The organism is Streptomyces sp. UH6, assembly GCF_013421635.1.
GTDB lineage: Bacteria > Actinomycetota > Actinomycetes > Streptomycetales > Streptomycetaceae > Streptomyces > Streptomyces abyssomicinicus.
Window position 1 is genome coordinate 1 of the sequence record NZ_JACADT010000196.1, and the last position, 7,697, is coordinate 7,697.

8 protein-coding genes are annotated in these 7,697 nt (G+C 71.6%); 4 read left to right on the forward strand and 4 right to left on the reverse strand.

Going from position 1 to position 7,697, the window contains the following annotated elements:
• The coding region (locus HW445_RS12540; RefSeq protein ID WP_180221109.1) for a ricin-type beta-trefoil lectin domain protein at positions 1-1,361 on the forward strand (1,361 nt) is incomplete at its 5' end.
• Between the two features lie 71 nt (positions 1,362-1,432).
• Here the strand turns inward: HW445_RS12540 and HW445_RS12545 are convergent.
• On the reverse strand, positions 1,433-3,097 hold the full coding sequence (locus HW445_RS12545) for a fumarate hydratase (protein WP_180221110.1): 1,665 nt from the start codon (positions 3,095-3,097) through the stop codon (positions 1,433-1,435).
• A gap of 180 nt (positions 3,098-3,277) precedes the next feature.
• Between HW445_RS12545 and HW445_RS12550 the strand changes: the two genes are divergently transcribed.
• Together HW445_RS12550 and HW445_RS12555 are read left to right on the forward strand one after the other, a co-directional pair.
• Complete coding sequence (locus tag HW445_RS12550) at positions 3,278-4,048, forward strand: DUF1707 domain-containing protein (protein ID WP_374939636.1); 771 nt, start codon at positions 3,278-3,280, stop codon at positions 4,046-4,048.
• A gap of 108 nt (positions 4,049-4,156) precedes the next feature.
• A complete protein-coding gene (locus HW445_RS12555) occupies positions 4,157-4,558 on the forward strand; it encodes a WhiB family transcriptional regulator (RefSeq protein WP_374939637.1) in 402 nt (133 codons plus the stop codon).
• 255 nt (positions 4,559-4,813) lie between these two features.
• Here the strand turns inward: HW445_RS12555 and glpX are convergent, their stop codons facing one another.
• On the reverse strand, positions 4,814-5,848 hold the full coding sequence (glpX, locus tag HW445_RS12560) for a class II fructose-bisphosphatase (protein WP_180221111.1): 1,035 nt from the start codon (positions 5,846-5,848) through the stop codon (positions 4,814-4,816).
• Between the two features lie 128 nt (positions 5,849-5,976).
• Here glpX and HW445_RS12565 point away from each other — a divergent pair, with 128 nt between their 5' ends.
• Positions 5,977-6,504 (forward strand): DUF4245 domain-containing protein, encoded by a 528-nt coding sequence (locus HW445_RS12565; protein WP_180221112.1) that lies wholly within the window; start codon positions 5,977-5,979, stop codon positions 6,502-6,504.
• A 98-nt stretch (positions 6,505-6,602) separates the two neighbouring features.
• Here HW445_RS12565 and HW445_RS12570 read toward each other — a convergent pair whose 3' ends face one another.
• Together HW445_RS12570 and HW445_RS12575 are read right to left on the reverse strand one after the other, a co-directional pair.
• On the reverse strand, positions 6,603-7,199 hold the full coding sequence (locus HW445_RS12570) for a malonic semialdehyde reductase (protein WP_151771539.1): 597 nt from the start codon (positions 7,197-7,199) through the stop codon (positions 6,603-6,605).
• Between the two features lie 126 nt (positions 7,200-7,325).
• On the reverse strand, positions 7,326-7,586 hold the full coding sequence (locus HW445_RS12575; protein ID WP_180221113.1) for an exodeoxyribonuclease VII small subunit: 261 nt from the start codon (positions 7,584-7,586) through the stop codon (positions 7,326-7,328).
• Between the last annotated feature and the right edge of the window lie 111 nt (positions 7,587-7,697).

The following is a 7,697-nucleotide window of genomic DNA, read 5'->3' on the forward strand; positions in this document are numbered from 1 at the left end:
CGGCCGAGGCCGTCACGCTCTACGGCGACTCCGCGGAGCGGCCGCTCGACGCGCGCAAGACCTCGCTGATCTCGCTGGGGGACAGCGAAATCTCCGGCGAGGGCGTGGGCAACTACGAGTCGCCCACCGACGGCCCCGACAACTGGTGCCACCGTTCCCGTGACGCGGCGATCCACCGCACCGGCATCCCCGCCGACGTCACGTACAACGTCTCCTGCTCCGGGGCGAGCACCGTCAACCTGAGGATCGGCGGATCCCCGCAGTACGCCGACGAACTGGTCCAGAGCGACAGCCTGGCGGTGAAGGCGCGCAACACCAGGGTCAAGATGATCGTGGTGGTGGTCGGCGCCAACGACGACCTGCGGTTCGGTCCGGTGGTCACCGACTGCACGCTGGACTGGTTCCTCCTCCAGGGGCCCTGCTCGCCCGAGCTGGAGGCCGGCTGGCAGGACCGCATCGACGGCCTGGTCCCCAAGGTCACCGCGACCGTCGAGGACCTCCGGACCGTGATGCGCGGCGCGGGTTACGCGGACAGCGCCTACAAGCTGGTGCTGATGGGCTACCCGAGCCCGGGCGGCCCCGACATCCGCGACAACCCCGACTTCCCCGGGAAGCTGCCCGGCGGCTGCACCCTGGCCGACGAGGACCTCGCCTGGGCGCGGAACGCGGCGGTGCCGTCGTTCGAGCGCGGCATCCGGCGGGCCGCCGAGCTCAGCGGCGCCCACTACCTGGACAACTCGCGGCTCTTCCACGGCCACGAGGTCTGCATGGAGGAGACCTGGGTGCGCGGTCTGACCGTCGCCGCCAACCCGTTCCCGCCGGACGAGAACGCGGTGCGGCAGTCCTTCCACCCCAACTACCGCGGCCACACGGCCTTCGCCGAGTGCTTCCGGCAGTTCTACGGCTTCACCGCGCGCGAGGGCAGCTGCGCGGACCCGGCGGGCGCGGCCGGGGTCCAGGTGATCGACGGCGCCTGGGACGACAAGTTCCGTCCGCTGCGCAACGAGGCGACCGGCACCTGCGTGGACGCCGCCGGCGTGTCCAGCCGCAACGACACCGCGGTCACCGGCCACGGCTGCCACGGCGGGCGCAACCAGGACTGGTGGCACGACGGCGCGCGCGGGACCGTCCACAGCGCGCTCTCCCACGACCGCTGCCTCGACGTCCGCGGCGGCGCCGTCGCGGCGGGCGCGCGGCTGGTCCTGTGGGACTGCCACGGCGACGCCAACCAGCGGTTCGTCCGGCAGGGCGGCACCCTGCGGCCCGCCTCGGCCACCGGGCTGTGCGTGACGCTGCCGTCGGCCACCGCCAACCTGGTGCTGCAGAGCTGCACCGGCGCGGCGAACCAGCGGTTCGCGTGACGGACGCCTGATCCGGCGGTGCGGCGTGACCACGACCCGGCCGTGGTCACGCCGCACCCGGCATCCGTGGGTCAGAGGCCGGGGCCGCGGACCGGGATGGAGGTGAAGGTGGGCGCCGGGGCCGGGTTCTGGAAGAAGTCGTTGCCCTTGTCGTCCACCACGACGAACGCCGGGAAGTCCTCGACCTCGATCCGCCAGACCGCCTCCATGCCGAGCTCCTCGTACTCCAGGACCTCGACCTTCTTGATGCAGTCCTGCGCCAGGCGGGCGGCGGGGCCGCCGATCGAGCCCAGGTAGAAGCCGCCGTGCGCGGCGCACGCGTCGGTGACCTGCTGCGAGCGGTTGCCCTTGGCCAGCATCACCTTGGAGCCGCCCGCCGCCTGGAACTGCTCGACGTAGGAGTCCATGCGGCCGGCCGTGGTGGGGCCGAAGGAACCGGAGGCGAAGCCCTCGGGGGTCTTCGCGGGACCGGCGTAGTACACCGGGTGGTCCTTCAGGTACTCCGGCATGCCCTCGCCGGCGTCCAGGCGCTCCTTGATCTTGGCGTGCGCGATGTCGCGGGCCACGACCAGCGGGCCGGTGAGCGAGAGGCGGGTCTTGACCGGGTGCTTGGTCAGCTCGGCGAGGATCTCGTCCATCGGCCGGTTGAGGTCGATCTTGACGACGTCGCCGGACTGGATGAGGTCGGCCTCGGTGGTGTCCGGGAGGAAGCGCGCCGGGTCCTTCTCCAGCTGCTCCAGGAAGACGCCCTCGGCGGTGATCTTCGCGACGGCCTGGCGGTCGGCGGAGCAGGAGACCGCGAGCGCGACGGGGCAGGACGCGCCGTGGCGGGGGAGGCGGATGACGCGGACGTCGTGGCAGAAGTACTTGCCGCCGAACTGGGCGCCGATGCCGAGCTCACGGGTGAGCTCGAAGACCTTCTCCTCCAGCTCGGTGTCGCGGAAGCCGTGGCCCAGGACGGATCCCTCGGTGGGCATGCCGTCCAGGTAGTGCGCGGAGGCGTACTTCGCGGTCTTCAGCGCGAACTCGGCGGAGGTGCCGCCGACCACGATCGCCAGGTGGTACGGCGGGCAGGCCGCCGTACCCAGCGAGCGGATCTTCTCCTCCAGGAACTTCATCATGGAGGCCTCGTTGAGGACCGCCTTGGTCTCCTGGAAGAGGAACGACTTGTTGGCGGAACCGCCGCCCTTGGCCATGAAGAGGAACTTGTAGGCGCCGCCGTCGGTCGCGTACAGCTCGATCTGGGCGGGCAGGTTGGAGCCGGTGTTCTTCTCCTCCCACATGGTGAGCGGAGCCATCTGCGAGTAGCGCAGGTTGAGGTTCTGGTAGGCGTCGTAGATGCCCCGGGAGAGGGCCTCCTCGTCGCCGCCCTCGGTGAGCACGTTCTGGCCGCGCTTGCCCATCACGATCGCCGTGCCGGTGTCCTGGCACATGGGCAGGACGCCCGCGGCGGCGATGTTCGCGTTCTTCAGCAGGTCCAGGGCGACGAACTTGTCGTTGGCGGACGCCTCGGGGTCGTCGAGGATCTTCCGGAGCTGGGCGAGGTGGTCGGGCCGCAGGTAGTGCTGGATGTCGTGGACGGCCTCCTCGGCGAGCTTGCGCAGCGCCTCCGGCTCCACCTTGAGGAACGTGCGTCCGTCGGCCTCGAAGGTCGACACGCCCTCGGAGGTCACCAGCCGGTAGGGCGTGGTGTCCTCTCCGGTGGGGAGCAGATCGGTGTACGCGAACTCAGGCATCTCGCCATTCCTCACTCGAAAGATAGCCAGCGCCCACCAGCGTAGAACGTGCCCGGAGGGCCGCCGCTGTGAGGTAAGGCTCGCTTGACAGGGTGGGCGCGCGTATGAGCGGCGGACCCGTCGGCGATTCGCCCCTCACGGGGGGTGGTCGCGATACATCGCGACTGCTACGCTCCGTGTGTGGACCTTCACAAGAACCCCGAGCTGCGCGCGTCCGACGCCGAGCGTGACCGCGTCGTGGACCAGCTGCGCGAGGCCGTCGCCGAGGGCCGGCTCACGCCGGAGGAGCATGGAGAGCGGGTCGAGGGCGTCCTCGCCGCCCGTACCGTCGGCGAGCTCGAGGCGTTCGTCCGGGACCTGCCGGCAGGGCGGGGCTCCCACGCCGCCCCCGGGTCCCCCGCGCCGCTGGACCTGGAGACACTGCCGGTGGCGGGCGAGAACGTCGCGGCGATATTCAGCGCCGCATCCCGGACCGGGCGGTGGCGGGCGGGCCGCCGGATCAACGCGTACGCGATATTCGGCAGCGTCGAGATCGACCTCAGCGAGGCGGTCTTCGAGCACCAGCAGGTGACGGTGAAGGCGGTCTCGGTCTTCGGCAGCGTCGAGGTGTACGTGCCGGAGAACGTCACCCTGCGCGGCACCGGCGGCGGCGTCCTCGGCAGCTTCGAGGTGGACGCCGCCGACGCCGAGGACTCCAACGCCCCGGTGGTGTACGTGGACGGCTGGGCGGTCCTCGGGAGCGTCGAGGCGCAGCCGCGTCGTGGAAGCAGGGTGGCCGACATCCTGGACCGGGTGCACCGGCGCGTGGACAGGTCCCTGCGCAAGCACCTCGGGAGCGGGTACACGGGGAGCCGGCACCTGGGGGGCGGGCATGCGGGCGGGCGCTCGGGCGGGCCTGCGGAGGGGCACTCCGACGGCGGGCATCTCGGTTCCACGTCAAGGGAGTTGTGACCGCCGCGCTCCGTCGCGAGGCGTGTACGCGGTGCATACGGCACGCGCGCAAGGGGTAGTGCTTGACGCATCGCCGCTCGCTCGCGAAGCCTTCGTCAGGAGTAGACCGTGCCGCAGCACACGCGTTCGTCCCTGCAGGTCACCAAGGTCGCACAGGTCCCCCCGGTCCCGGCCCCTCGGAGCGCCCGGAGGGACCGTGACCAGGAGGCTCCCTGGCACACCGACGCGGTCTGCCGCAGGGACGAGGCGGGCCTGTTCTTCGCCCCGTCCAAGGAGCCCACGGCCGCCCGGCTGTCCCGTGAGGAAGCGGCCAAGCGGGTCTGCGCGCGCTGTCCGGTGATGGTGGAGTGCCGGGAGCACGCCCTGTTGCAGCCGGAGCCCTACGGAGTCTGGGGCGGGCTGACGGCCGCCGAGCGCCGTCTGGTGCTGGCCCGTCGCCGGCGCCGGGAGATCGAGCTCCAGAAGGCGGCGCGTTCCGCGGCCCAAGGACGCATAGCGGCGGCGGGCTGACCGCCGACGGCACCGCGGGGCCACGGGGCGCGGGCCCGCCTTCCGGGCCGGGGCCCCTGGTGCCTGGTGCCTGGTGCCTGGTGCCTGGAGTCTGGTGCCGGGCCCGAACCCGGATCCGGAACGCCTCGGACGCCGGGGACGCTTCGGACGACGCCGGGGACGCTTCGGACTCCCGGTACGTCTCGGCCCCCGGTACGCCGAAGGGCGCCTCCGCCGCACCGGAAGCGCCCTGGGCCTGCTGCTGTGCCCGTCGGGCTACTTGGCCCGGTCGAAGTCGATCTGGCTGTACGCCCGGAGCTTGCTCAGCCGGTGCTCGGAGTGGATCTCCCGCACCGTCCCGGACTTGGAGCGCATCACGATCGACGAGGTCGTCGCCGTCTCCGAGCGGTACCGCACACCGCGCAGCAGCTCGCCGTCGGTGATGCCGGTGGCCACGAAGAACACGTTGTCGCCGGAGACCAGGTCGTCGGTGGTCAGTACCCGGTCCAGGTCGTGGCCGGCCGCGATCGCCCGCTCGCGTTCCTCGTCGTCCTTCGGCCAGAGCTTGCCCTGGATGGTGCCGCCCAGGCACTTCACCGCGCAGGCCGAGATGATGCCCTCCGGCGTGCCGCCGATGCCCAGCAGCAGGTCGATGCCGGTGCCCTCGCGCAGGGCGAGGATGGAGCCGGCCACGTCGCCGTCGGTGATCAGCTTTATCCGGGCGCCGGTCTCCCGGACCTCCTGGATCAGCTGCTGGTGCCGGGGGCGGTCCAGGATGACCACGGTGACGCCCTCGGGCGTGGACCGCTTGGCCTTGGCGACCCGGCGGATGTTCACCGACACCGGTGCGTTGATGTCGACGTAGTCGGCCGCCTCCGGGCCGGTGACCAGCTTGTCCATGTAGAAGACCGCCGAGGGGTCGAACATCGAGCCCCGGTCGGCGGCGGCCAGCACGGCGATCGCGTTGGTCATGCCCTTGGCGGTGAGCGTGGTCCCGTCGATGGGGTCGACGGCGATGTCGCACTCGGGGCCGGTGCCGTCGCCCACCTGCTCACCGTTGAACAGCATCGGGGCCTCGTCCTTCTCGCCCTCGCCGATGACGACGACGCCGTTCATCGAGACGGTCGAGACGAGGGTGCGCATGGCGCGCACCGCGGCGCCGTCGGCGCCGTTCTTGTCACCGCGGCCCACCCAGCGGCCCGCCGCCATGGCGGCGGCCTCGGTGACCCGGACCAGTTCCAGGGCCAGGTTGCGGTCCGGGGCTTCGGACGGGACCTCGAGTTCGGACGGCAGCAGATTGTGCTCGGTCATCGGAGCGCACCTTCCCTGTACGACGACGGCCGGATGAGGGTCGTTCGTCCTTGACTCTAACCCCCGGGTGAAATTATGAGCAGAGGACCCCACGGATGAGCGCGACGGGTACCTGCGACGATAGGGGCGTGGCAGGTATGAAAGGCAAGCAGTCGGTCCGGGACATGGTTCTCTCCCTGGGCCTCATTCTCCTCGCGGCGGGCGTGATCTACCTCTTCGTCCCGCACGACGACACCGTGCCGGAGCCGAAGCGGGTGGACTACCGGGTCGAGCTCCTGACGGCGCGCCGTGCCGCGCCGTACCCGGTGGCGGCCCCGGAGGGCCTGCCGGAGAGCTGGACGGCGACGTCGGTGCGCTACCGCGCCGAGAACGCGCGCTGGCACCTGGGGTTCTCCGACCCGGACGGCGGCTACGTGGCGCTGGAGCAGTCGACGCAGGAGCCGTCCGAGTTCGTCGAGGACGCCACCCAGGGCGCCGCGAAGAAGGGCATGGTGAGCGTGGCCGGCCGCGACTGGGTCCGCTACGAGGGCGAGCGCTACGACGGTCTGGTCCTCCAGGAGGAGGGCGTCACCACCGTGGTGACCGGCAGTGGCGGCATCGAGGACCTCACCACGATGGCGGAGGCGCTGCGGACCGAGCCGAAGCCCGCCGAGTAGGCGGCCGGCCGGAACGCGAGAAGGCCCCCCGCGTCGCGCGCGGGGGGCCTTCCGTCTCCCACCTCACGGGAGCGGCGGGGCCGTCGGGCCTTCGTCGCTCAGACGGTGGTGAAGACCTGCTCGTAGGACAGGCGCGGGGCGCGCGGGTAGTGGGCGCCCTCCTCCTCGGCGATCCGGCCGATGTTCACGACCATCAGCGGGAGGTGGTCGTCGCCGAGGAACTCCTTGCGGATGCCCTCCATGTCACCGCCGGTCATCGGGCCGGCGGCCAGACCGGCGGCGCGGACGCCGATGATGAAGTACGCGGCCTGGAGCTGCGCGTTGGAGAGGGCGGAGCGCTCGCGCACCGGGCGCTCGGCGAAGAACAGGTCCTTGGCGCCGGGGATCGCCGGGAGCAGCACGTCGAGCTCCTCGTGGAACTCGGCGTCGGCGGACAGGATCGCGGTGACCGGCGCGGAGGCGGTCTTCGCCTTGTTGCCGTCCGAGAGCAGTGCCACCAGGCGCTCGCGGGCCTCGGGCGACTGGACCAGCGTCACCCGCAGCGGCGACTGGTTGAAGGCCGTCGGGCCGAACTTGACCAGGTCGTGGATCGCCCGCAGCTGCTCCTCGGTCACCGGCTCGGAGGAGAACTTCTGGGCGGTGTGCGCCTCACGGAACAGCAGGTCCTGGGCGGCGGGGTCAAGAGCGAGAGACATGCGTCAGCCTTTTCGGGGTCCGGTGGAGGAACGGTGCCACTGTAGGGCCGAAGAGGTTGAAAATTCAAATAAGCCGCTCGCCGCAGGCGGGCACGCTCCGTGTCCGTTCCGTGGCGGCCCCCGCGCTCACTCCTCCGGGTTCCCGTCGCCCTCCTCCTCGGCCAGCGCCGCGTCCAGACGCCTGCGGGCGCCCTCCAGCCAGCGGCGGCACACCTTGGCGAGCTCCTCGCCGCGCTCCCAGAGCGCCAGCGACTCCTCCAGCGAGGTCCCGCCCGCCTCCAGCCGCCGGACCACCTCGATCAGCTCGTCCCGCGCCTGCTCGTAACCGAGCATCGCCTTGCCGGCCTCGGTCGCCCCGGCGGACTGCTCGTCGGCCCTGCTGCTCATTCCGTCCGTCCTCATGCTTGGGTGTGGGTGGTGCTGTCGGTGGTGCTGTCGGTGCCGGCGCCGCCCGTGGCGGCTGTGGCGTCGGGGCCGTGGGGCCTGTCGGGGCCGTCG

Excerpts from the sequence above, each read along its gene's own strand:
- HW445_RS12570 (WP_151771539.1), bottom strand. The coding sequence starts at position 7,199 with ATGTCTCTCGCTCTTGACCCCGCCGCCCAGGACCTGCTGTTCCGTGAG.
- HW445_RS12545 (WP_180221110.1), bottom strand. The coding sequence starts at position 3,097 with ATGCCTGAGTTCGCGTACACCGATCTGCTCCCCACCGGAGAGGACACC.
- glpX (WP_180221111.1), bottom strand. The coding sequence starts at position 5,848 with ATGACCGAGCACAATCTGCTGCCGTCCGAACTCGAGGTCCCGTCCGAA.
- HW445_RS12575 (WP_180221113.1), bottom strand. The coding sequence starts at position 7,586 with ATGAGCAGCAGGGCCGACGAGCAGTCCGCCGGGGCGACCGAGGCCGGC.